Origin of the sequence: Paracoccus salipaludis (assembly GCF_002287065.1) — a bacterium.
GTDB classification, from domain to species: Bacteria; Pseudomonadota; Alphaproteobacteria; order Rhodobacterales; family Rhodobacteraceae; genus Paracoccus; species Paracoccus salipaludis.
This window is the reverse complement of record NZ_NSJZ01000003.1, coordinates 117,982-138,933: the sequence shown is the minus strand read 5'-3', so window position 1 is coordinate 138,933 and position 20,952 is coordinate 117,982. Positions and strand designations below refer to the sequence as shown.

The window sequence follows — 20,952 nt, the reverse complement described above, 5'->3', positions numbered from 1 at the left end:
CGCCGCCGGACCGGGGGGCTGTCTGCCCCCCGGGCCCCCGAGGATATTTGTGCAAAGAAGAACGAGGCCCCGAAGCGACCGGGGGCGAAGCCCCTGCTTCGGGCGCTTGCCGCAGCCGGTCCTCCGTGCCACCACTCGGTTCATGACCGGCACGATCAAGCAGATCATCTGCATCAAGTGGGGCACCAAGTTCGGCCCCGAATATGTCAACCGTTTGCGCGGGATGATCGCGCGGAACATCACGCCGCCGTTCCGGCTGATCTGCTTCACCGACGACGGCACGGGCCTGCACCCCGATGTCTTGGTGCGCCCCCTGCCCCGCTTCGACTACGAACCGCCGAAGAACACGCTGGGGAAATGGCCCAAGTCGCGGCTGTGGGGGGATCTGGGCGACATTACGGGAACAGTGCTGTTTCTGGACCTCGACGTGGTGGTCGTCGGCAACCTCGACGATTTCTTCAGCTTCGGCGATCCCGACGACACCGTGCTGGCCACCAACCCCCAGAAGGTGAAGCCCTTCGAGAAGCTGGGCCAGACCTCGGTCTACCGGATGCGCGTCGGCAAGCTCGCCCCCTTGCAGGAGATCTTCCGCGCCGACCCCCAGGCGGTCGCCGACGAATACCGCTTCGAGCAGCGCTTCGTCACCCGCCGCGCGCCGGGGGGCGTCAAGTTCTGGCCGAAGGGCTGGGTCGTCCACTTCCGCGCGGACTGCGTGCCCGCCTTTCCCGCACGCTACTGGCGCGCGCCGCGCATCCCTGCCGGCGCGAAGATCGTCATCTTCGCGGGCAGCCTGAACCCGCCCGACGCCATCCTCGGCCGGTGGAGCGAGAAGGACACCCCGCGCGACCCGGCGGACCACCTGCGCGCGGCCTTGGACGGACGGCGGCGCGAAAGCCTGCCCCGGCACCTGCGCCATTACATCCGCCCTGCCGAATGGGTCGGCCGGCTGTGGCGCGAATAGACGGGGCGCCAGCCGTCTGGCACGAACTGCCCGCGCCCCTTGCGGCGGAACTGGGCCAGACCATCGCCAGCTTCGGCCATGTCGAGGACATGCTGAAACGGGCGATCTTCGCGATGGACCGCCACCGCCTGCCCGGCGGCATCGGAGAGTCCGACTTCCGCGCTTGGCTGCGGCGCATGGACCACGTGGCGTCCGATTCCCTGGGCACGCTGATCGAGCGGATGGAACGCACCCTCGCCCGCGAGAACATCGCCGATCCCGAACTGATGGGGCAACTGGACGAGATCAAGGATTGGCGCAACCTGCTGTGCCACGCGGCCTGGGCGCCTGTCGCAGAGGGCTGGCAGCCGCGCTTCGCCAGCACCCAGGGCGAGATCTTCGAGGATACCTTGGACGCCAGCGACCTTGCGGCCATCCGCGCCATGACGTTGGATGCCGCGCGCCGGGTCGCCCGCTTCATCCACGCGCTGGACGACGGCAACGGAGTGTCGGAGTGATACGGAAGCTGTTTGCCTATCCGCAGGTCTGGCTGGTGATCTTCGCCGGGCTGGCGTTCCTTGCCGGCCGCATTGTGCCGATGCCGGCCGCGCCCCTGCCGGGGTGGGCCCTGGTGGCGGCCGGGCTTGCGCTGATGGCAACCGCGGCGGTGACGATGCTGCGCGCCGGCGCGACGGTCGATCCGACGCGGCAGCCCACGGCGCTGGTCACGCATGGCATCTTCCGGCTGAGCCGCAACCCGATCTACCTGGGCGACGTACTGATCGTGGCGGGGCTCTGCCTTGTGTGGCAGCCGCTGGCCGCGCTGGTGCTGGTGCCCGGCTTCCTTCTGGTGATCGACCGCCGGTTCATCCGGCAGGAAGAGGCCTGGTTGCGGAACCGCGACAGGGCCGCCTTCGACGCCTGGGCCGCGCGCACCCGCCGCTGGTTGTAAGCGGCCAAGTTGCCATCCCGCAGGCCCCGCGCTAACACCCGGCCAACCCCTGCGCCCCATCCTGACACGAGGCCCCCATGTCCCCCACCCCCTCGCCCGCGCCGCTGCGCCTTGGCATCGCCGGTCTGGGGACCGTCGGGATCGGCGTCGTCAAGATCGTCCAGAACCATCCCGACCTGATCGCCCTGCGCTCGGGCCGCCCGGTGCAGATCACGGCCATCTGCGCCCGCGACCGGACCCGCAACCGCGACGCCGACCTGTCGGGCTATGCCTGGGTGGACCGCGCCAGCGACCTCGCCCTGCGCGACGACGTGGACGTGGTCGTGGAACTGATCGGCGGCGACGAGGGCCCCGCGCGCGAACTGATCGAACTGGCGCTGGAGAACGGCAAGGACGTCGTCACCGCCAACAAGGCGCTGCTGGCCGTCCACGGGCAGGCGCTGGCCGAGCGGGCCGAGTCCCGGGGCCGCACCATCCGCTTCGAGGCCGCGGTCGCGGGCGGCATCCCCGTCATCAAGGCCATGACCGAAAGCCTGGCGGGCAACCGCATCAAGCGCGTCATGGGCGTGATGAACGGCACCTGCAACTACATCCTGACCCGGATGCAGTCGGCGGGCCTGCCCTATGACACCGTGTTCGAGGAAGCCCGGCGCCTCGGCTATCTGGAAGCCGACCCGACGCTGGACGTGGGCGGGATCGACGCCAGCCATAAGCTGGCGATCCTCGCCTCGATCGCCTTCGGGACCCGGGTGGCCTTCGAGGGCGTCGAGATCGAGGGGATCGAGCGCGTGTCCATCGACGACATCAGCCGCGCCGCCGACATGGGCTATCGCATCAAGCTGCTGGGCGTGGCGCAGATGACGGGCCGGGGGCTGGAGCAGCGGATGTCGCCCTGCCTTGTCCCCTGCGACAGCCCGCTGGGGCAGCTCGAGGGCGGCACCAACATGGTGGTGATCGAGGGCGATGCCGTCGGCCAGATCGTCCTGCGCGGCGCGGGCGCGGGCGAAGGCCCGACGGCCAGCGCGGTCATGTCCGACGTCGTGGAACTGGCGCGCGGGGTCCGGATGCCGGTCTTCGGCCAGCCTGCCACCACGCTCGGGACGCCGCAGCCCGCACGGACAGCAGTTCCGGCGGCCTATTACCTGCGGCTGACGCTGGCCGACAAGCCGGGCGCGTTGGCCAAGGTGGCCACCGTGCTGGGCGACGCGGGCATCTCGATCGACCGGATGCGGCAGTACGGGCACGCCTCGGGCGCGGCCCCGGTGCTGATCGTCACCCACAAGACCACGCCCGAGGCCATCGACCACGCCATGCAGGCGCTGCCCCGCACCGGCGTCGTCGAGGGCGACCCGGTCGAGTTGCGCATCGAGGAAGTCTGATCAGCGCCCGGCGTCGGCCGGCGCGGGCAGCAGGTGGCGCAGGCCCTGCGTGACGTCGGTCCGCACGGCCAGCCGCAACGCGGGCTCGTCCCCGGCGCGCAGCGCGGCCAGGATCATGCGGTGGTGGCGCGGGGCCTCGTTCCGGCGCATCCGCTGGTAGACGGCGCGCATGGTCGGGCCCAGCTGCAGCCAGATCGTTTCCAGCATCGCCAGCATCGCAGGGGCCTGCGCGCGCAGGTAGAGCGTGCGGTGAAACTCCAGGTTCGTGCGGATATAGCCCACGGCGTCGTGGTTCTGCGCCGCCTCGCCGATAGCGGTGTTGATCGCGGCCAGCCGGTCGATCAGCGCGAAATGCGCGCGCGGCAGGGCACGGCTTGCAAGCTCCGGCTCGATCAGCGCGCGCAGGGCGGCCAGTTCCTCGATCCGCTCGACCGACAGGGCGGGCGTGGACACACGCCCCGAGGCCGACAGCGTCAGCGCCCCTTCCGCCACCAGCCGCCGCACCGCCTCGCGCGCGGGGGTCATGCTGACGCGTTCCTCGGCGGCGATGCCGCGCAGGGTCAGGGCGCGGCCCGGCGGCAGTTCCCCCAGCATGATCCGCGTCCGCAGTGCCCGGTACAGCCGCTCATGCACGGCGGGAGGAGACGGGGCGAGGGCGCGAGCAGCGGTGGCCATGCCCGCCTTGTGATCACATCAGGGCCGCCTGTCAATTTTCCTGATGCCGCAGGGCAGAGATCCCCTCATCTGGGCATCTTCTGTCCTGGAACGTCCCGGGCGCACGGGGCCCCCGCTTCTCACGCCTCGCGGAAGCGCCAGGCGTGCAGGCTGCTGCCATGCTGGCGCAACCATTGCCGTTGCCGCTCGTAACCGGGAAACAGCCGCCCGACCGCCCCCCAGAAGGCGGGCGAATGGTCCATGTGCGCCAGATGCGCGACCTCGTGGGCGGCGACATAGTCCAGCACCTCGGGCGGGGCCATCGCCAGCCGCCAGGAATACATCAGCCGCCCTTCGTGCGTGCAGCTGCCCCAGCGCGAGCGCGTGTCGCGCAGCGCCAGCGCCATGAAGCGGCGGCCCAGCGCGCGGGCATGGCGGTCGCTGGCCTCGGCCAGGCGCGCCTGCGCCAGCGTCCGCAGGAAGGCCGCCGCCGTGACCGCCGCCGGACGGGCGCGCGGCAGCAGCAGCGTCTCGCCGTCGATCCGGGGGGCGCGCACCGGCGCCGGCGTCAGCAGCAGGGGCCGCCCCTCGACCGGGACCGCCGCGCCGAACGCCACAAGGCGCGGCGGCTCGATGCCCTGAAGCGCACGGGCAAGCCAGTCGCGGCGGTCCTCCAGGAAGGCCAGCGCCTCTGCCTCGGGCAGGCGCGGCGGCAGGGTCAGGGTGACGGTGCCGTCCCGGCGCGACACCCGCAGCGTCATCCGCCGTGCCCGCGCGGTGCGGCGCAGGCTGACGGAGGTGCCGTCGGGAAGTATGACCATGCCGCCCATCCTTGCGTCCCCGCCCTCAAGGCGAAAGCCTTTGACACCCCTCATGCCCTGTGGCAGGGGAGGCCGGATTTACCTGACCTTTGGCGAAAAGAGAACACCATGCCCAAAGAGGAATGGGGCACCAAGCGCCTTTGCCCCACTTGCGGAAGCCGCTTCTATGACCTTCGCAACGATCCGATGACCTGCCCGGCCTGCGGGTCCGAGTTCTCGGCGGAAAGCCTGACCAGCGCCCGCACGCGCTCGATGATCGCCGAAAAGACCTCGGCGCGCGACACCGACCAGGACGACGTGATCGAGGACGATCTGGACGATGCCGCCGACACGGGCGAGATCGACGACGATCTGCTGGACGAGGATGACGACGCGGATGTCTCGCTGGACGAGATCGCCGACGTCGCCGAGCCGGACGACGAATGAGCGTCGGACAAGACTGACGGGAAAGGGGCCTTCGGGCCCCTTTTTCATTGTGTTGCAGCGGCTTGCAGGAAGAATCCGCCATTGTTTGCACATGCGTGATTTTTCCGCTTGCGCCCCTCTGCGGCTGCCCCTATACGACCCCCCACGCGGGCGGCAGATGCTGCAGCCCGAGACCTCCGGTGGGGCCATAGCTCAGTTGGTAGAGCGCTTGAATGGCATTCAAGAGGTCAGGGGTTCGACTCCCCTTGGCTCCACCAATCTCACGACATCATCGTTGCAGAGCAGCGCCGCCAAGGCCGGCGCGCCCGCATGACGGCCGTGGTCTACCCCCTCGCCGCAATCGCCGAGATCGCCGGATGCTTCGCCTTCTGGGGCTGGCTGCGGCTGGGCAAGTCCTGGCTCTGGCTTGTGCCGGGCATGGCCAGCCTTGCGCTGTTCGCCATCCTGCTGACGCGGGTGCCCGCAGATGCGGCGGGGCGGGCGTTCGCGGCCTACGGGGGCGTCTATATCTGCGCCTCGCTGGCGTGGATGTGGGCGGTGGAAGGGGTGCGCCCCGACCGCTCGGACGCGATCGGGGCGCTGCTGTGCCTTGCGGGCGCTGCGGTCATCCTGCTGGGACCGCGCAGCTAGGCCCAAGGCGATCAGCCGAGCGCCTGGTCCAGGTCGGCGATGATGTCCTGCGCGTCCTCGATGCCGATGGACAGCCGCACGAGGTCCGGCCCGGCCCCTGCGGCGATCTGCTGGGCTTCGGTCAGCTGGCTGTGGGTGGTCGAGGCCGAATGGATGGCCAGCGTCCGCGCGTCGCCCAGGTTCGCCACGTGGCTGATCATCTTCAGCCGCCCGATCATGTCCACGCAGGCCTGATAACCGCCCTTCAGGCGGATGGTGAACAGCGCCCCTGCCCCCTTGGGGTAAAGCCGCTGCACACGCTCGTTCCAGGGCGAGGCGGGCAGGCCCGCATAGCTGACATCAAGGACCCGGGGGTCGGCATCCAGCCACTCGGCGACCGCCTGGGCGTTCTCGACATGGCGCTGCATCCGCAGGCCCAGCGTCTCGATCCCCATCAGCGTGTAATGCGCGGCCTGCGGGTTCAGCGTCATGCCGAGGTCGCGCAGACCGATGGCGATGGAATGGAAGGTGAAGGCGGCGGGCCCGAAGGTCTCGTGGAACTTCAGCCCGTGATAGGCGGGCTCGGGCGCGGACAGCGAGGGGAACTTGTCCGAAGCCGACCAGTCGAAGCGGCCCGAGTCGATGACGGCGCCGCCCGTGACGGTGCCGTTGCCGGTCAGGTATTTCGTCAGGCTGTGGACGACCAGCGTCGCGCCCGCCTCGATCGGGCGGCACAGCCAGGGCGTCGCCAGCGTGTTGTCCACGATCAGCGGCACGCCCGCCTCATCCGCGATCCCCGCGATGGCGGGCAGGTCCGTGACATAGCCGCCGGGGTTCGAGATCGATTCGCAGAAGATCGCCCGCGTGTCCCCGTCGATGGCCGCACGGACGGCGTCGAGGTCTTCCAGGTCCACGAAGCGGCAGGACCAGCCGAAGCGGCGGATGGTCTGGCTGAACTGCGTGACCGTGCCGCCGTAAAGCCGGCTCGAGGCGACGAGGTTCCTGCCCGGCCCCATCAGCGGGAACAGCGCCATGATCTGCGCGGCGTGGCCCGAGGAACAGCAGACGGCCCCCGCGCCGCCTTCCAGCGCGGCCACGCGGTTCTGCAGCGCGGCCACGGTCGGGTTGGTCAGGCGGGAATAGATGTATCCCACCTCCTTCAGGCCGAACAGGCGCGCAGCGTGCTCGGCGTCGCGGAACTGGTAGGCGGTCGTCTGATAGATCGGCACCTGCCGCGCCCCGGTCGCCGGATCGGGCGCGGAGCCCGCGTGGATGGCAAGCGTGTCAAAGGCTTGCGGGCGGTCGCTGTCGGACATGGAACTCTCCCCTTGGGTCGTCGGGCAAGAGGCTAGGCGCGGCGCGGCCCTCTGGCAATCGCCTGCGCGACGGGTTGAACCGGCGGCCCCGAGGGGACAGATGTTGGGCAACGCTGAAAATGGAGACGACCATGACCCGCCTGCCCCTGCGCGACAGCCTGATGCGCGATGCCGAAGCCAGCGGGGCCCTCGCTCTCGGGGACCTGCCGGAATGGGACCTGACGGACCTTTACCCCTCGCCCGATGCGCCGGAACTGTCCCGCGACCTGGAGCGGCTGGAAAAGGCCTGCGCCAGCTTCGCCGCCGATTACGAGGGCAAGCTGGCCGGCCTGACGCCCGCCGAGATGCTGGACTGCATCCGGCGCTACGAAGAGATCGACCTGATCGCCGGGCGCATCATGTCCTATGCGGGCCTGCGCTATTACCAGAACACGACCGACGCCGCGCGCGCCAAGACCCTGGGCGACCTGCAGGCGAAGATCACGGACATGACGACCCCGCTGGTCTTCTTCAGCCTGGAATTCAACCGCATCCCGGAGGACGTCTATCAGGCGACCTTCGGTGCAAAGGACGGCCCGGCGCGCTACAAGCCCGTCTTCGACCGGATGCGGGCGATGCGGCCCTACCAGCTTTCCGACGAGCTGGAGAAGTTCCTGCACGACAACTCGGTCGTGGGCGCCGCCGCCTGGAACCGGCTGTTCGACGAGACTACCGCCAGCCTGACCTTTGACGTGGATGGCGAGGAACTGGGGCTGGAAGCCACGCTGAACCTGCTGACCGACCACGACCGTTCGCGCCGCGAGGCGGGGGCGAAGGCGCTGGCCAAGGTCTTCGGCGACAACGTCAAGCTCTTCTCGCGCATCCACAACACGCTCGCCAAGGAAAAGGCGATCGAGGACAAGTGGCGCAAGATGCCGACGCCCCAGACGGCGCGGCACCTGTCGAACCATGTGGAACCCGAGGTCGTGCAGGCGCTGCGCGATGCCGTGGTGGCAGCCTATCCGCGCCTGTCGCACCGCTACTACCGGCTGAAGGCCAGGTGGCTCGGCCTTGACAAGTTGCAGGTCTGGGACCGCAACGCGCCGCTGCCGCAGGAAAACCCCCGGCTGGTCGGATGGGACGAGGCGCGCCAGACGGTGCTGGACGCTTATGCGGGCTTCGACCCCGAACTGGCGGAACTGGCGCAGCCGTTCTTCGAGAAGGGCTGGATCGACGCGGGCGTGAAGCCGGGCAAGTCGCCGGGCGCCTTCGCGCATCCGACCGTCACCGACGCGCATCCCTATGTGCTGCTGAACTATCTCGGCAAGCCGCGCGACGTGATGACGCTGGCGCATGAACTGGGCCACGGCGTCCACCAGCGGCTGGCGGCGGGCCAGGGGGAACTGCTCTCCTCGACGCCCCTGACGCTGGCGGAAACGGCGTCGGTCTTCGGCGAGATGCTGACCTTCCGCGCGCTGCTGGCAAAGACGACCGACCCGGCCCAGCGCAAGGCCCTGCTGGCGGGCAAGGTCGAGGACATGATCAACACGGTCGTGCGCCAGATCGCCTTCTACGACTTCGAATGCCGCCTGCACGCGGCCCGCGCCGAGGGCGAACTGACCCCCGACGACATCAACGCGATCTGGATGTCGGTGCAGCATGAGTCGCTGGGCGACGCCTTCGAGTTCATGCCGGGCTACGAAAGCTTCTGGACCTATGTCCCGCATTTCGTGCACTCGCCCTTCTACGTCTATGCCTATGCCTTCGGCGACGGGCTGGTGAACGCGCTTTACGCGGCCTACGAGGCGCAGCCCGAGGGCTTCCAGGCGAAGTATTTCGACATGCTGCGCGCGGGTGGCTCCAAGCACCACTCGGAACTGCTGGCGCCCTTCGGGCTGGACGCGGCGGATCCGGCCTTCTGGGACAAGGGCCTCTCCATGATCGAGGGCTTCATCGACGAACTCGAGGCGATGGAAGCCTGAGGGGATGGCGCGCGACCCCTTCCGCCAGCGCCGCCGGAGCCGCCTCGTCCGCGCCCTGTGGGTGCTTGCGGCGATGGTCGTGCTGGCGGTCGCCGCCTTCTTCGTCTTCGGCCCGCGCATCGCTGCGGACCGCTTGAACCCGGTCACGGCCAAGGCCGCGTGGCCGGTCTCGGCCGAGGCGCGGGCGCTGCATGACCGGCTGGTCATCGGCGATCTGCACGCCGACGCCCTGCTGTGGGACCGCGATCTGTCGGTGCGCCGCGCCGAGGGCCATGTGGACCTGCCCCGGCTGGACCAAGGCAACGTCGCCTTGCAGGTCTTCACCGCCGTCACCCGCAGCCCGCGCGGCCAGAACTATGCCGAGAACGAGACCGAGGCCCCGGACAACATCACGCCGCTGGTGATCGGGCAGCTTCGCCCGGTGCAGACCTGGTTCAGCCTCAAGGAGCGGGCGCTGGACCAGGCCGCCCGGCTGCGGCACCTCGCCGAGGCGGAACCCGGGCGGCTGCGGCTGATCCGCACCCGCGAGGACCTCGACGCCGTGCTGGCGGATCGCGCGGCGGGCCGCCGTGTCATCGGCGCGATCCTGGGAATGGAAGGCGCGCATCCGCTGGAGGGAGATCTCGGCAACCTCGGCGTGCTGGAGGGCGCGGGCTATCGGCTGGTGGGGCTCACGCATTTCTTCGACAACGAACTCGGCGGCTCGCTGCACGGGCAGTCGCAGGCGGGCCTGTCCGGTTTCGGCCGCGAGGTCGTGGCCGAGGCGGTGCGGCGCGGGATGGTGATCGACCTGGCCCATGCCTCGCCGCAGATGGTGCGCGACGTGCTGGCAATGCCGGGCACGCGGCCCATCATCAGCCACACCGGCGTGCATGGCGCCTGCAACACGCCGCGGAACCTTCAGGACGACCTGCTTCGTGCGGTGGCGGCCAGCGGCGGAATCGTCGGCATCGGCTTCTGGCCGGACGTCACCTGCAACGACAGCCCCGCCGGGATCGCGGCGGCGATCGCCGCCGCGATCGCGCTGGTGGGCGAAGACCACGTGGCGCTCGGGTCGGACTGGGACGGCTCGGTCGGCGTGCCCTTCGACGCGGCGGGGCTGCCGGCGCTGACGCAGGCGCTGATGGATGCAGGACTGACCGAGGCGCAGATCGCCAAGGTCATGGGCGGCAACATGGTGCGCTATCTGCGCGAGGTGCTGCCGCGCGCGTGAACTTGCGGCGGTGCGCAGGGTGGCACCGCCGCAATGGGTATTTGGGTCAGGAAGAAACCCGCTTGCCGCGCAGGGGCGTCAGCGGCGGATGATGTTGACGTGGCCCATCTTGCGGCCCGGCCGGGCCTCGGCCTTGCCGTAAAGGTGGACCTGGGTCTCGGACTGCGCGAGCCAGTCGGGCAGGCGGTCGATGTCGTCGCCGATCAGGTTCTCCATCACCACGTCGGCGTGCCGCTTGCCGTCTCCCAGCGGAAGGCCCGCCACGGCGCGGATGTGCTGCTCGAACTGGTCCACGGCGCAGCCCGCCTGCGTCCAGTGGCCCGAGTTGTGGACGCGCGGCGCGATCTCGTTGACGACAAGGCCGCGCGGGGTGACGAACAGTTCGACCCCCATCACGCCCACGTAGTCCAGCGCGGTGACGATGCGGCTGGCGATCAGCACCGCGTCGGGGATCAGCCGCGCGGGCAGCCCGCAGGGCACGGTGGTCGTGCGCAGGATGCCTTCGCGGTGGACGTTCAGGCCGGGGTCAAAGGCCGCGACGGCGCCGTCCTGGCCACGCGCGACGATGACGCTGATCTCGGCGGTGAAATCGACGAAGCCTTCCAGCACCGCGGGCGCGTTCACCAGCGCCCAGGCGGAGGCGAGGTCGTCGCCCGCCCCGATGCGGACCTGCCCCTTGCCGTCATAGCCGAAGCGCCGGGTCTTGAGGATCGCGCGATCCTGTCCCCCCATCGCGGCGACCAGGTCTTCGGCGGACTCGACGCGGGCATAAGGCGCGGTGGTCAGGCCGAGGCCGGAAAGGAAGTCCTTCTCGTCCAGCCGGTCCTGGCTGACCGACAGCGCCCTGCGGTTGGGGCGGATGGGCGCGAGGCTTTCGATCAGGTCCAGCGAGGCGGCGGGGACGTTCTCGAACTCGTAGGTCACGACATCGACCGAGGCGGCGAAGTCGCGCAGGGCGGATTCGCTCTCGTAGGGCGCGGTCGTCAGGCGGTGGGCCACATCGGCGGCGGGCGCGGCGCCGGGCTCGAAGATGTGGCAGCGATAGCCCAGGCGGCTGGCCGCGACGGAGAGCATCCGGCCAAGCTGGCCGCCGCCGAGGATGCCGATGGTGGCGCCGGGCTTCAGGGTCTCAGTCATCGACGGGCTCCTGCGGGATCGAGGCGGACAGCGCCTCGCGCCAGGCGTCCAGCCGCTGCGCCAGCGCCGGGTCGTCCAGCGCCAAGATCGCGGCGGCCATCAGGCCGGCGTTGGCCGCCCCCGCCGCGCCGATGGCCATGGTGGCCACGGGATAGCCCTTGGGCATCTGGACGATGGAATAAAGCGAGTCCACGCCGTTCAGGGCGCGGGTCTGGACCGGTACGCCGATCACGGGAAGGCGGGTCTTGGACGCCATCATGCCCGGCAGGTGCGCCGCGCCGCCCGCCCCCGCGACGATGACCCGAAGGCCGCGATCCACGGCGGAACGGCCATAGTCCCACAGGCGGTCCGGCGTGCGATGGGCGCTGACGATGCGCGTTTCGTACCCCACGCCCAACTCGTCCAGAACCGCCGCCGCTTCCTTCATCGTGGCCCAGTCGGACTGGCTGCCCATGATGATGCCGACCGGAACCGTCATCCCCTGCCCCCTTCGCGGAAAGCCCGCATCATACCGGCGGCGCGGACGGGTGCAATCAGGCGATGATGTCGGGGGTCAGTTCGTCTTCCAGCCGGGCGATGCGGTCTTTCAGCGCAAGCTTCTGCCGCTTCATCCGGCCCAGCGTCAGGCTGCACACGACCCCGCCCGCGGCCATGCCGGCAATCGCCTCGTCCAGTTCGCGGTGTTCGCGCCGCAGGCCTTCCAGCCGGGTGCGGGCGATTTCCTCGGGCGACATCTCGTGGTGGGCGTTCATCTTCTGCTTGGCCTGCCTTGCGCAGCTGCAGCATACGCCGGGTTTTTCGCTTTGCTAAGCAAAACTTAGCGGGCACTTGCGAGAAGATGCCGCAGTCCACATATCTGCCTCGGGGCCGGTCGCCGCAACGGGGCCGGACCAAAGCAGTCGCTTGTTGACCGAGGACGCCAATGACCAAGATGACCCTGGGCACCCACCCCTATCTGCTGGGCTTCGACCAGCTTGAACGGCTGGCCGAGCGCGCCGCCAAGGGGGCCGAGGGCTACCCGCCCTACAACATCGAGCATCGCGCCCCGGACGGGTTCCGCATCACCCTGGCCGTCGCCGGTTTCGCCGAGGACGACCTGTCGCTGACGGTCGAGGACCGGCAGTTGGTGATCCGCGGCCGCCAGGCCGAGGGGGGGGATGAACGGGTCTTCCTGCATCGCGGCATCGCCGCCCGCGCCTTTCAGCGCAGTTTCGTGCTGGCCGAAGGGATCGAGGTCGAAGCTGCCGCGTTGGAAAATGGGCTGCTGCATATCGACCTGCGGCGTGTCACGCCGCATGGCATTGTCAAGACCATACCGATCAGCCGCAAGTGAAGGGGATCGCCATGAACATGAAACACGATTTTCTGCCCGTCCACGGCAACACCGTCTACATCCGTCGCGTCGCCATGGACAGCCTGCCCCACGAAGTGCGCGCCCAGGCGCCCGAGCTGGACGCGCTTTATGCCGTCCACGGCGTGGATGGCGAGCGCCTGGCGCTGGTCGCCGACCGCAAGCTCGCCTTTGTCCTGGCCCGCCAGAACGAACTGAACCCGGTCAGCGTCCACTAGGCCGAAACCGGCGCCCCGCTGTCAGCGGGGAAACCCGTACCGTTCCGTCAGGGCGCGGATGGCCTGGTCGTTTCCATCGCCATTCAGGTTGCCGGCACGCAGGTTCTGCGACTGCGTGCCGGGCCATTCGGTGATGCGAAAACGCTTGCCGATCTTGGCGGGCCGGCTGCCGCGAAGCCGGTGCATCCAGTAAAGCCACAGGTCGTCGGCTGTCGGGGCAAGGGCCTGGAACAGGTCCTCCCGCAGCACGTCGGCATGAAAGATCCCCGGAGCGTAGAGCACGCCCCCCACCCCCGTGGGAAAGACCAGGGGCGAGCACTCCGGCGCGCCTATGTTGAGTTCCCAGTCACCATAGGGCTGCGGCCCGCCCGCCGGGTCCAGCGCGATGCGGTGCGCGCGGTGGCAGACGACGCCGGCGTCGGCATGACGCGCCAGCCCCGCCAGCCAATCCGGCTTGTAGTAGATGTCGTCATCGGCGGTGACGATATGCGCCTCGGGCCACTCCATCAGCGTGGGGATGATCTTCTTGTAGGATCGCCAGCGCGGGCAGATGCGCGTCTCGACCCCGAGGGAGGTGACGGCTGGTGGCAGCAGATGCTCGTCCCCTTCGTCCAGCCACAGGACGACGCGATCGGCCCGGACGCTTTGGGTCAGAAGCGAGCGCAGCACCAGGTGCAGGGACCCGAAGCGCGCGGGATAGCTGGTCAGGCTGACGATCAAAGGCGAACGCAACCCGTGCGGCGCGGGCTCGCCTCGGCGCGCCAGGATCTCGGCTTCCGCCCGCGCTATGCGCCGTTCCCGCTTCCAGCGTCGGATTGCCTGGTCGATCATCCCCTCCATTCCTTTCGCAGCCACTCGATGTCGCCGATGCGGCGATACCATGTCCCGCCCCTGCCAGCGAAGACATCGGCCATCTTGGGATTGCCCGCGAACAGCACGATTTTTGCCCCCTGCGGACAGGCCGGGTCGCGCAGGTAGCTGCCCAGCCCCCGGCCCACGCAATCGTTCTTGAAGCTGACGCACCAGCCGCGCGGCCAGTAGTTCAGATGCCCATGCGCGGCCAGCTGGGCGCTCTGGAATTGCTGGCTGATCTCGTACTGCCGCGTCGCTGCCGCCGGATCGGCCAGATAGGCGTCAAGAATATAGGCATGCGCCCCCACCTGATACCGGAAGACCGAGGAATTGCCGACCGAATGGAGAAAGCGGTCGCGGGCCGGGTTGATCCGGCGCAGGGGCTTCGGCCGGAACAGGTCGTCGTCGCGGATGATGTGGAAGTCGCCGGGCAGGTCGAAGAACGGCCCGAGGTCGTCCACCACCACCAGGTCGAGATCCAGGAAAAGCGCCGTCGCCCCTGCAAATCCGCCAAGGTCGCGGCGGAACAGCGCCAGCTTGCGCCAGCGCGTGTCGCCATGGCCCGCGGGCAGCCCCAGTTCGGGCAGGGGCAGGACCTCGACCCCCTCGCCGATCCCGTTCCCGTCATCGGTGAAGCAGATGAAGCGGTAAGGGCGCGAGAGATGGCGGCGCACCTGCCGGGCGAGGCGGTTCACGTCCTCGGCGCCATACAGCGTGCCCCATTTCATCGTCAGGATCAGCACGGGATCGGCCATCGGCACCCCAATGAAAAACGCCCCCCGGTTGGACCGGGGGGCGGCGACCTTGTCAATGGGCGGCTCAGGACAGGCCGATCAGGCCCATCTGTTCCAGCTTCAGCAGGACCTGCTGGGCGGCGTAATCCACGTCCACCCCTTCGGTCTGCACGCGCAGTTCGGGCGTCGCGGGCTCCTCGTAGGGGTCCGAGATGCCGGTGAACTCCTTGATCTTGCCTTCGCGCGCCAGCTTGTACAGGCCCTTGCGGTCACGGCGCTCGCATTCCTCGATCGAGGTCGCGACATGGACCTCGACGAAGGCGCCATACTGCTCGATCATCTCGCGCACGGCGCGGCGGGTCGCGGTGTAGGGCGCGATCGGCGCGCAGATGGCGATGCCGCCGTTCTTGGTGATCTCGGACGCGACATAGCCGATGCGCTTGATGTTGATGTCGCGGTGCTCCTTCGAGAAGCCCAGTTCGGACGACAGGTGCTTGCGCACCACGTCGCCGTCCAGCAGCGTGACGGGACGGCCGCCCATCTCCATCAGCTTGACCATCAGCGCGTTGGCGATGGTGGACTTGCCCGAGCCGGAAAGGCCCGTGAAGAACACCGTGAAGCCCTGCTGGTCGCGCGGGGGCGAGGTGCGGCGCAGTTGCGTCACCACCTCGGGGAAGCTGAACCATTCGGGGATTTCCAGCCCTTCGCGCAGGCGGCGGCGCAGTTCCGTGCCCGAGATGTCGAGGATGGTCGCGCCTTCCTCGACCTCGTCGCGGGGCTCGTACTGGGCGCGCTCCTGGACATAGACCATCTGCTTGAAATCGACCATCTCGACGCCGATCTCGTCCTGGTGCTGCCGGAACAGGTCCTGCGCGGCGTAGGGGTCATAGAAGTCCTGACCCTGGCTGTTCTTGCCCGGGCCGGCGTGGTCGCGGCCGACGATCATGTGGGTCAGGCCGTGGTTGCGGCGGATGATGCCGTGCCACACCGCCTCGCGCGGGCCGCCCATGCGCATGGCCAGGTTCAGCAGCGACAGGTGCGTGGTCGCGGCCGGATACTTGTCCAGCACGGCCTCGTAGCAGCGGACGCGTGTGAAGTGGTCCACGTCGCCCGGCTTGGTCATACCGACGACCGGGTGGATCAGCAGGTTCGCCTGCGCCTCGCGCGCGGCGCGGAAGGTCAGTTCCTGGTGGGCGCGGTGCAGCGGGTTGCGGGTCTGGAAGGCCACGATCCGGCGCCAGCCCATCTTGCGGAAGAAGGCGCGCAGCTCGTTCGGCGTGTCGCGGCGGGCGCGGAAATCGTAATGCGTCGGCGGCTGGATGCCGGTGATCGGGCCGCCCAGGTAGACCGGGCCCGCGACGTTGTGCAGGTAGTTGACGGCCGGATGGGCCAGGTCGTCGGCGCCGAAGACCTTTTCGGCCTCGCGCTTCTTGTTGGGCACCCACTTGTCGGTGACCGACAGGATGGCAAGGATCACGCCTTCCTGGTCGCGCAGGGCGATGTCGGTGCCGGGCTCGATCTTGTCGGCGAAGTCCTGGCTGACATCCAGCGTGACCGGCATTGGCCACAGGCTGCCCGAGGCGAGCCGCATGTTCTCGACCACGCCGTCATAATCGGCCTCGGTCAGGAACCCCTTCAGCGGGTAGAAGCCGCCGTTCATCAGCAGCTCGACGTCGCAAAGCTGGCGCGGGGTCAGGTCCCACGACAGCATATCGCCGGCGTCGGCCTTGAGCTTCTGCGCCGAGTCGGCGTTGACATAGAGTTCCGGGATCGGCGCGAGGTTCGGCTGCTGGCTCATCTTCCACTCGGTGCTTCGTGACATGGCGCGGCACCGCGCAATGAGCCGCGGTGTGCGCCTGCCCCTTATCCCCCGCGCCTGCCCTGTGCAACCTGGGCGTTATCGCCGGGCAGCCTTTCGCCCGGCGCATGGCTGGGATCAGCCCGCAGCCTCGGTTTCGCGCAGGACCTCGGTCGCGGTGGCGGGGGTCATCGCACCCTCGGCCAGTCCCTGCGCGGCCAGCCAGTGCTCGGCGTCCAGGGCCGCCATGCAGCCCATGCCCGCGCTGGTGATCGCCTGGCGATAGGTGTCGTCCGTCAGGTCGCCCGCCGCGAAGACGCCGGGGACCGAGGTGCGGGTGCTGCCCGGCTCGACCTTGACGTAGCCGCCGTCGCGCAGTTCCAGTTGGTCCTTCACCAGTTCGGACGCCGGCGAATGGCCGATGGCGATGAAGACGCCGTCCGCCGCCACCGTGCGGCTGCTGCCGTCCCGGGTCGAGCGCAGCACCGCGCCGGTCACGCCCAGGGGCTGGTCGGTGCCGGTGATCTCGGCGACCTCGTGGTTCCAGATGATCTCGACCTTGGGATGCCTGAACAGGCGGTCCTGCAGCACCCGTTCCGCCCGCAGGCTGTCGCGGCGGTGGACCAGCGTGACCTTGCTGGCGAAGTTGGTCAGGAACAGCGCCTCCTCGACGGCGGTGTTGCCGCCGCCCACGACGATCACCTCGCGCCCGCGATAGAAGAAGCCGTCGCAGGTGGCGCAGGCGCTGACGCCGAAGCCCTGGAAGCGGGACTCGCTGTCCAGCCCCAGCCAGCGCGCCTGCGCCCCGGTGGCAAGGATCAGCGCGTCTGCCGTCAGCCGCGCGCCGCTGTCGCATTCCAGCACGAAGGGGCGCTGCGACAGGTCAAGCCGCGTCACGGTGTCGGACACGATCCGCGCGCCCATCTCGCGGGCGTGGCTTTCCATGCGGACCATCAGGTCGGGGCCCTGCACCTGGGTGTCGCCCGGCCAGTTCTCGACCTCGGTGGTGATGGTCAGCTGCCCGCCGGGCTGGATGCCCTGGATCAGCAGCGGCACCAGCATGGCGCGTGCGGCATAAACGGCGGCCGTGTAGCCCGCGGGCCCCGAGCCGATGATGACAAGCCGGTGGTGGGTCGGCACGGAAGCGGCGGTCTCGGTCACGGGTGGCCTCATGGATGGGTTTGCGCCCGAGTTAATCGCGCAGGGACGCCGGTTCAACCGTGGGCCCTTGGGCGGGACGCGGGTCTTCCGCAACGGCGCAGGGCGCGTGCGACGAAACAATGTTGCGGATCAACCGGCCGGGGGATAAGGAACCGTCTGTTTCTGAGCATCGGAGAAGACATGGCGGGCGCCCGGCTGGATGACATCGACAGACGCATTCTGGCCGAGCTGCAAGCCGACGGGCGGATGACGAATGTCGAGCTGGCACGGCGCGTCGGCATCTCGGCGCCCCCCTGCCTGCGTCGCGTCCGCACGCTGGAAGAGCAGGGCTTCATTCGCGGCTACCACGCCGACGTGGACCCGCGCAGCCTCGGCTTCGAGGTGCAGGTCTTCGCCATGGTCCGGCTGCACAGCCAGTCCGAGCGCGACCTGACCGCCTTCGAGAACCGCGCCCGCGACTGGGCGCTGGTGCGCGAATGCCACATGCTGAACGGCGAGATCGACTTCATCCTGAAATGCGTGGCGCCGGACCTGTCCACCTTCCAGCGCTTCCTGACCGACCAGCTGACGGCCGCCGACAACGTGGCCAGCGTCAAGACCAGCCTTGTCATCCGCTGCGCCAAGGACGAGCCGGGCGTTCCCTTCGAGCTGGTCGAGGGGCGCTAAAGCGCGATGGCCGAGATCAGCCGCCCGTAATCGGCCGCCCCCTCATGCGTGGCCCGGCGATAGCTGAAGAAGCGCGCGGGGTCGGAATAGGTGCAATGGCCGATCCACTCGGCCTCGACGCCAAGCTCGCGCAGCGTCGCCAGCCCGAAGCCCGGCAGGTCGAACATCGGCCGCCCGTTCGGTCCGCCCGAGAAGAAGCGGGAATAACGCTCGTCCTCGATCAGGAAGCGGTCCATGAAGTCCTCGCTGACCTCGTAGGCGCGCTGGCTGATGCAGGGACCGATGACGGCGCGGATGTCGCGCGCGCCCGCGTCCCGCATGGCGGCGACGGTGGCCTGCAGGATGCCGTCCAGCGCCCCGCGCCAGCCCGCATGGGCGGCACCGACGACGCCGCTGCCCGCGTCGGCGAACAGGACCGGCTGGCAGTCGGCGGTCAGCACGGCGATGGCAAGGCCGGGAACGGCCGTGACGATGGCGTCGGCCTCGAACCGGGCGACGGCGTCCAGGTCCTCGGTCCCCGTCAGGGTCACGACCCTGTCCGAGTGGGTCTGGTTGACGGTCGCCAGGCGCTCGGGCGGCAGGCCCATCGCCGCCGCGACGCGGGCGCGGTTGATCGCCACGACCTCCTTCTGGTCGGACGAGCCGCGGCCGCAGTTCAGCCCGGCGAACAGCCCCGAGGACGCGCCGCCCTTGCGGGTGAAGAACCCGTGCCTGAGGGGGTGAAGGGCGGGATGGGTCAGGATTTCAAGTGTCATCGGGCCGGCGGGTCTGCTTCGGGACGAGGGGCGAGGTCGGACAGCCCGGCGCTGGCAACGGACTGGGCGGCAAGGGGCAGCGGCCGGAAACCCGGCGGCGGCGGAAGCTTGGACGGCCAGACGGCCATCGCCTTGAAGAGGTGCCCCATCTGCGCCGGGTCGGTCAAGCGATGAAGCGCGGCCTGCGCGCCCGGGTCGCCCGCCTGCGCCAGCCGCGCGGCCCGCGTCTCGATCCCCAGGGCGCGCAGCCAGTCGCCCTGGCGCTCGGGGATCGAGGCGGCGGCACCGGCGCGCAGCGCGGCCCCGGCGAGGGGCGCGAAATCGACATGGGCGGTCAGGTCGGCCTCGCCGGGGTGGGCCAGGATGCCGTCGGGCGCATGGCGGCGCAGGGCCTGCAGGCTGTCGCCCTTGCCGTTCCAGGTGCCGTAGTCGATGGCGATGGCCGCGCCCCCATGGGCCGCGATGCGGGCGGCGACGGTTTCCATGATGGCGGCGCCCTCGGCGCAGATTTCCCAGACCTCGCCCTCGGGCGCCTCGCGCGGCAGGCTCACCGGGGCCGCCAACGCGAGCATCAGGTCGCCCCGGGCGTCCAGCGTCACCATCCGCTCGGCCCAGCCGCCCGTCACGCGCTGCATCTGGCGGACCGGCAGGGCATCGAAGAACTCGTTGGCGACCAGGAACAGCGGGGCTTCGGGCAGGTCCGTGACCGAGGAAAGATGCGTGATCTCGCCCAGCCTTTCGCGCTGGACCTGCCGCAGGTGGGGCGAGGTCTCGATCAGGGTGACCCGCGCCGCCTGATGGAAGCCGGGCACACGGCGGCTCGCGCGCAGCAGGTCGGCCATCAGCGTGCCCCGGCCCGGCCCCAACTCGGCCAGCGTGAAGGGCGCGGGCGCGCCCTGGTCCAGCCAGGCCTGCGCCAAGGCAAGGCCGACCAGTTCCCCGAACATCTGGCTGATCTCGGGCGCCGTGGTGAAATCCCCTTTCGCCCCGAAGGGATCGCGGGTGGAATAATAACCGTGCAAGGGATGCATCAGGCACAGCCGCATGTAGTCGTCCAGCCGCATCGGCCCCTCGGCCGCGATGCGCCCGGCGATGATGCGGCCCAGCGGCGTCATCGCCGCAGCGCCCACAGCGCGAAGCCCAGGCCCACGGCGATCATCGGCAGCGACAGAAGCTGGCCCATGGTGATCCCCCAGACCGGCCCGCCGAGAACGTGGCCCCAGGGATTGCCGGGCGTCACGAACTGGGCGTCGGCCTGGCGGAAGAACTCGACGACAAAGCGGGAAAGGCCATAGCCCGACAGGAACACGCCCAGCGCAAGGCCCGGCCGCGCAAGCCCGCCGCGGCGCACCAGCAGGAACAGGACCAGACCCAGCAGCAGCCCTTCCAGCCCCGCCTCGTAAAGCTGGCTCGGATGGCGGGCGCAAAGGCCCTCGACGCCAGGGCAGTCCTGCGCGGCCTCGCCGGGGAAGATCACGCCCCAGGGCGCGGTCGTCGGACGGCCCCAAAGCTCGGCGTTGATGAAGTTGGCAATGCGGCCGAGGAACAGCCCCACGGGCGCCGCGATCGCCAGGGCGTCGGCCAGCCGCAAGGGCGCGATGCCGTTCCGGCGGGCATAGGCCCAGGCGGCCAGCACGACCCCAAGGAAGCCGCCGTGGAAGGACATGCCGCCCTGCCAGACCTTGATGATCTGTCCCGGGTTCGCAAGGTACCAGGCGGGCTCGTAGAACAGCACGAAGCCGAGCCGCCCGCCGAGGATGACGCCCACCACGACCCAGGTCAGCAGTTCCTCGACCTTCTCGGGGCGCATGGGCGCGGTGCCGCCCCACAGGCCCGGGCGGCGCATCAGGGCCACGATGACCCTCCAGCCGATCAGCAGCCCGGCCAGGTAGGCCATCGCATACCAGCGCAGCGCGAACTCTCGCCCCGCGATGGTGATGCTGAAGATATCGGGCGAAATCTCGGGGAAAGGGATCATGGGGGCCTCGCGCGTCCTGCGGTTGCTTGGC

At 69.5% G+C, this 20,952-nt stretch carries 24 protein-coding genes and 1 tRNA gene; 12 read left to right on the top strand and 13 right to left on the bottom strand.

The genetic code is table 11. The features are described from left to right. The first annotated feature begins 142 nt into the window (after positions 1-142). The 4 genes from CK240_RS05720 (at position 143) to CK240_RS05705 (ending at position 3,271) form a co-directional block, all read left to right on the top strand. The gene (locus CK240_RS05720; RefSeq protein WP_095639376.1) at positions 143-961 is read left to right on the top strand and encodes a glycosyl transferase; all 819 of its coding nucleotides are present in this window, start codon (positions 143-145) and stop codon (positions 959-961) included. Next, positions 949-1,458 carry a hypothetical protein gene (locus tag CK240_RS05715; RefSeq protein WP_095639375.1) on the top strand — a complete coding sequence of 170 codons (510 nt, stop codon included), beginning with the start codon at positions 949-951 and terminating at the stop codon, positions 1,456-1,458. Before CK240_RS05720 ends, CK240_RS05715 begins: the two co-directional genes overlap by 13 nt. Further along, complete coding sequence (locus tag CK240_RS05710; protein ID WP_095639374.1) at positions 1,455-1,892, top strand: methyltransferase family protein; 438 nt, start codon at positions 1,455-1,457, stop codon at positions 1,890-1,892. The genes CK240_RS05715 and CK240_RS05710 overlap by 4 nt, the downstream gene beginning before the upstream one ends. 77 nt (positions 1,893-1,969) lie before the next feature. Next, positions 1,970-3,271 carry a homoserine dehydrogenase gene (locus CK240_RS05705; protein WP_095639373.1) on the top strand — a complete coding sequence of 434 codons (1,302 nt, stop codon included), beginning with the start codon at positions 1,970-1,972 and terminating at the stop codon, positions 3,269-3,271. Here CK240_RS05705 and CK240_RS05700 read toward each other — a convergent pair whose 3' ends face one another. Beyond that, a complete protein-coding gene (locus CK240_RS05700) occupies positions 3,272-3,946 on the bottom strand; it encodes a GntR family transcriptional regulator (RefSeq protein WP_095639372.1) in 675 nt (224 codons plus the stop codon). 119 nt (positions 3,947-4,065) lie between these two features. After that, the gene (locus CK240_RS05695) at positions 4,066-4,746 is read right to left on the bottom strand and encodes a M48 family metallopeptidase (protein WP_095639371.1); all 681 of its coding nucleotides are present in this window, start codon (positions 4,744-4,746) and stop codon (positions 4,066-4,068) included. Positions 4,747-4,854: 108 nt separating this feature from the next. On the opposite strand from CK240_RS05695, the gene CK240_RS05690 reads away from it, so the two are divergent. The 3 genes from CK240_RS05690 (at position 4,855) to CK240_RS05680 (ending at position 5,802) form a co-directional block, all read left to right on the top strand. Next, positions 4,855-5,172, top strand: coding sequence for a TIGR02300 family protein (locus CK240_RS05690; protein ID WP_095639370.1), 318 nt, complete (start codon positions 4,855-4,857; stop codon positions 5,170-5,172). A 181-nt stretch (positions 5,173-5,353) separates the two neighbouring features. Beyond that, positions 5,354-5,429 (top strand) — tRNA-Ala (locus CK240_RS05685). A 52-nt stretch (positions 5,430-5,481) separates the two neighbouring features. Further along, complete coding sequence (locus tag CK240_RS05680) at positions 5,482-5,802, top strand: YnfA family protein (RefSeq protein ID WP_095639369.1); 321 nt, start codon at positions 5,482-5,484, stop codon at positions 5,800-5,802. Positions 5,803-5,813: 11 nt separating this feature from the next. On the opposite strand, the gene CK240_RS05675 is transcribed toward CK240_RS05680, so the two are convergent. After that, complete coding sequence (locus CK240_RS05675) at positions 5,814-7,097, bottom strand: O-acetylhomoserine aminocarboxypropyltransferase/cysteine synthase family protein (RefSeq protein WP_095639368.1); 1,284 nt, start codon at positions 7,095-7,097, stop codon at positions 5,814-5,816. Between the two features lie 131 nt (positions 7,098-7,228). Here CK240_RS05675 and CK240_RS05670 point away from each other — a divergent pair, with 131 nt between their 5' ends. Both CK240_RS05670 and CK240_RS05665 read left to right on the top strand, forming a co-directional pair. Further along, positions 7,229-9,058 carry a M3 family oligoendopeptidase gene (locus tag CK240_RS05670; RefSeq protein WP_095639511.1) on the top strand — a complete coding sequence of 610 codons (1,830 nt, stop codon included), beginning with the start codon at positions 7,229-7,231 and terminating at the stop codon, positions 9,056-9,058. A gap of 4 nt (positions 9,059-9,062) precedes the next feature. Then, on the top strand, positions 9,063-10,271 hold the full coding sequence (locus CK240_RS05665) for a dipeptidase (protein WP_095639367.1): 1,209 nt from the start codon (positions 9,063-9,065) through the stop codon (positions 10,269-10,271). Positions 10,272-10,349: 78 nt separating this feature from the next. Here the strand turns inward: CK240_RS05665 and CK240_RS05660 are convergent, their stop codons facing one another. From CK240_RS05660 to CK240_RS05650, 3 genes are read right to left on the bottom strand one after another with little or no spacing between them, the layout of a single operon-like run. Next, entirely contained in the window at positions 10,350-11,408 is a 1,059-nt protein-coding gene (locus CK240_RS05660; protein WP_095639366.1) for a 5-(carboxyamino)imidazole ribonucleotide synthase, read from the bottom strand. Further along, entirely contained in the window at positions 11,401-11,886 is a 486-nt protein-coding gene (gene purE / locus CK240_RS05655; RefSeq protein ID WP_095639365.1) for a 5-(carboxyamino)imidazole ribonucleotide mutase, read from the bottom strand. Before purE ends, CK240_RS05660 begins: the two co-directional genes overlap by 8 nt. Before the next feature lie 55 nt (positions 11,887-11,941). Further along, the gene (locus CK240_RS05650; RefSeq protein ID WP_095639364.1) at positions 11,942-12,160 is read right to left on the bottom strand and encodes a YdcH family protein; all 219 of its coding nucleotides are present in this window, start codon (positions 12,158-12,160) and stop codon (positions 11,942-11,944) included. A gap of 170 nt (positions 12,161-12,330) precedes the next feature. Here CK240_RS05650 and CK240_RS05645 point away from each other — a divergent pair, with 170 nt between their 5' ends. Together CK240_RS05645 and CK240_RS05640 are read left to right on the top strand one after the other, a co-directional pair. Further along, on the top strand, positions 12,331-12,741 hold the full coding sequence (locus CK240_RS05645) for an Hsp20 family protein (RefSeq protein WP_095639363.1): 411 nt from the start codon (positions 12,331-12,333) through the stop codon (positions 12,739-12,741). An 11-nt stretch (positions 12,742-12,752) separates the two neighbouring features. After that, positions 12,753-12,977 carry a DUF1150 family protein gene (locus CK240_RS05640; protein ID WP_095639362.1) on the top strand — a complete coding sequence of 75 codons (225 nt, stop codon included), beginning with the start codon at positions 12,753-12,755 and terminating at the stop codon, positions 12,975-12,977. A gap of 21 nt (positions 12,978-12,998) precedes the next feature. On the opposite strand, the gene CK240_RS05635 is transcribed toward CK240_RS05640, so the two are convergent. The 4 genes from CK240_RS05635 to trxB all read right to left on the bottom strand — a co-directional run bounded on the left by CK240_RS05635 (position 12,999) and on the right by trxB (position 17,534). Beyond that, positions 12,999-13,808 carry a glycosyltransferase gene (locus CK240_RS05635; protein WP_095639361.1) on the bottom strand — a complete coding sequence of 270 codons (810 nt, stop codon included), beginning with the start codon at positions 13,806-13,808 and terminating at the stop codon, positions 12,999-13,001. After that, positions 13,805-14,584, bottom strand: a complete 780-nt coding sequence (locus CK240_RS05630; RefSeq protein ID WP_095639360.1) for a hypothetical protein — start codon at positions 14,582-14,584, stop codon at positions 13,805-13,807. The genes CK240_RS05635 and CK240_RS05630 overlap by 4 nt, the downstream gene beginning before the upstream one ends. Positions 14,585-14,648: 64 nt before the next feature. Continuing rightward, positions 14,649-16,385 carry a bifunctional sulfate adenylyltransferase/adenylylsulfate kinase gene (locus CK240_RS05625; protein ID WP_420818610.1) on the bottom strand — a complete coding sequence of 579 codons (1,737 nt, stop codon included), beginning with the start codon at positions 16,383-16,385 and terminating at the stop codon, positions 14,649-14,651. 114 nt (positions 16,386-16,499) lie between these two features. Beyond that, entirely contained in the window at positions 16,500-17,534 is a 1,035-nt protein-coding gene (trxB, locus tag CK240_RS05620) for a thioredoxin-disulfide reductase (RefSeq protein ID WP_095639358.1), read from the bottom strand. Positions 17,535-17,702: 168 nt separating this feature from the next. Between trxB and CK240_RS05615 the strand changes: the two genes are divergently transcribed. Continuing rightward, on the top strand, positions 17,703-18,188 hold the full coding sequence (locus CK240_RS05615) for an Lrp/AsnC family transcriptional regulator (protein ID WP_090755562.1): 486 nt from the start codon (positions 17,703-17,705) through the stop codon (positions 18,186-18,188). On the opposite strand, the gene pgeF is transcribed toward CK240_RS05615, so the two are convergent. The 3 genes from pgeF to lgt are packed head-to-tail and all read right to left on the bottom strand — an operon-like array spanning position 18,185 to position 20,921. Further along, positions 18,185-18,943: a peptidoglycan editing factor PgeF gene (pgeF, locus tag CK240_RS05610; protein ID WP_095639357.1), complete on the bottom strand. Its 759-nt coding sequence runs from the start codon at positions 18,941-18,943 to the stop codon at positions 18,185-18,187. The two genes, CK240_RS05615 and pgeF, sit on opposite strands and share 4 nt — an antisense overlap. Beyond that, positions 18,940-20,058 (bottom strand): class I SAM-dependent methyltransferase, encoded by a 1,119-nt coding sequence (locus CK240_RS05605; protein ID WP_095639510.1) that lies wholly within the window; start codon positions 20,056-20,058, stop codon positions 18,940-18,942. Before CK240_RS05605 ends, pgeF begins: the two co-directional genes overlap by 4 nt. Beyond that, entirely contained in the window at positions 20,055-20,921 is an 867-nt protein-coding gene (gene lgt, locus CK240_RS05600) for a prolipoprotein diacylglyceryl transferase (protein WP_095639356.1), read from the bottom strand. The genes CK240_RS05605 and lgt overlap by 4 nt, the downstream gene beginning before the upstream one ends. Positions 20,922-20,952 lie beyond the last annotated feature (31 nt).